Genomic DNA, 1,883 nt, shown 5'->3' with positions numbered 1-1,883 from the left:
AACACCCGCCGCGGACGCAACTCACGAATCCGCGCCACCGCCGCATCCCGCCACGACCGCATCTGCTCCAACGGAATCGGCTCACCCGAATACGAGCTGTCCCACCAGGTGTAGTCCTCGCCGAACTCGTCGACCTCGAACTCGGCATAGACCGAGTCGTAGAGCTTCTGCCACTCCTCGACGTGTTCGACGGCGACCGTCTCGCCGCTGCCGGCGGTGCTGTCCTGCTCCGGGACGACGTAGGCGACAAGCCTCTTGTCGCCGTCGCCCTCCTCACGGGCCACCACGACGGCCTGACGTACCTCGTCCACTTCGGTGAGGACCGCCTCGATCTCACCGGGCTCGATGCGGAAACCGCGGACCTTGATCTGCGCATCAGCGCGTCCCAGGAACTCCAGCTGCCCGTCCGAGCGCCAGCGCACCAGGTCGCCGGTGCGGTACATGCGCCGGCCGGATCCGTCGGGACAGGCGACGAAGCGCTCGGCGGTCAGCGCGGGACGCCCGAGGTAGCCGCGACCGAGGCCGGGCCCGGTCATGTAGAGCTCGCCCACCACGCCGGGCGGCACCGGGCACAGCCGGTCGTCCAGCACGTGCGCCGCCGCGTTCACCACGGGTCGCCCGATCGGCACCGTTCCCGCGGCCGCGTCGTATCCGGTGGTCGGGTAGGACGTCGCCCACGCCGTGACCTCCGTGGGTCCGTACGCGTTGACCACCGTGCAGCCGGCAGACCACCTCGCGGCCAGGTCCGGCGGGCACGCCTCGCCCCCGACGACCAGGGTTCGCAGGTCGGTCAGGCTCGTCGCCGCCTCGGCGGGCAGGGTGGCCAGCACCGACGGCGGGATGAGCGCATGGGTGATCCGTTCCTTGGCCAGGGCGTCCCGCAGCGCCTCGCCGGCGAGGGGACCTTCCCCACTGATGATCAGCCGCGCCCCCACCGCGAAGGTGAAGAGAAGCTCCCACACGGAGATGTCGAAGCTCGGCGACGAGAACTGCAGGAAGCGGCTGCTCGCGTCCGCGTCCCGGCGGTTGAGCTGGGTCTGTGCGAAGGACGCGATGCCGGCGTGCGACATGATCGCACCCTTCGGCCGTCCGGTGGATCCGGACGTGTAGATCACGTAGGCCGGATTCGTCTCGCGCACGTCGCGGTCCGGGCGGGTGACCGGGTACGCGGACAGGTCCTCGCGCAACGCCTCCGGGCCGAGCACGAGGACGGGCCGGGCGTCGGCGATCATGTAGTCGATGCGCTCGGCCGGGTAGCCGGGGTCGAGGGGAAGGTACGCCCCGCCCGCCTTGAGCACCGCCAGGACGGCGACCACGAGCTCCACCGAGCGCGGCAGCAGCAGCCCGACGATGCTTTCCGGGCCGACTCCCCGCTCGATGAGCCGGTGCGCGAGCCGGTTGGCCCGTTCCTCGATGCGGCCGTAGGTGAGCTGCTCGGCTCCCTCCTCCAGCACGACGGCATCGGGATCCCGCGCCACCGAGGCCTCGAACAGGTCGGCGAGCGACCGCCACGCGAGCGGCTCGGCCGTGTCGTTCCAGCGGGCCAGCCGGGCAGACTCCTCGACGGACATCAGCGACGCGCGGCTGATCGGCGCGGTGGGCGCGTCCAACACCTCGAGCAGGAGCCGTTCCCACCGCTCGACCAGGCGGGACACGGTCGTGGCGTCGTACAGGTCGGTGGCGAACTCGACCAGCCCGTTCATGCCCCCCGACGGCGCCTCGGTGAGGCTGAACAGCAGGTCGAACCGCGAGCGACCGAGGCCCACTCCATCGGGGGTGACGTGCAGTCCGGGCAGGCGGAACTCACCCGGCGGAGTGTTCTGCAACACCAACGCCACCTGGAACAACGGATGATGCGCCGTGGACCGCTGCGGATTCAGCAC

Annotated in this window: 1 protein-coding gene; it reads right to left on the bottom strand. The window is 70.9% G+C overall.

Features of this window, described 5'->3' with window-relative positions; genetic code table 11:
- The coding region (locus tag AB0J80_RS38460) for an amino acid adenylation domain-containing protein (protein WP_364714776.1) at positions 1-1,829 on the bottom strand (1,829 nt) is incomplete at its 3' end.
- Between the last annotated feature and the right edge of the window lie 54 nt (positions 1,830-1,883).

The organism is Actinoplanes sp. NPDC049548 (assembly GCF_040676695.1).
Lineage (GTDB): Bacteria > Actinomycetota > Actinomycetes > Mycobacteriales > Micromonosporaceae > Actinoplanes.
Note: the sequence above shows the minus strand (reverse complement) of the source record. Positions and strands in the feature narration are given on the sequence as shown.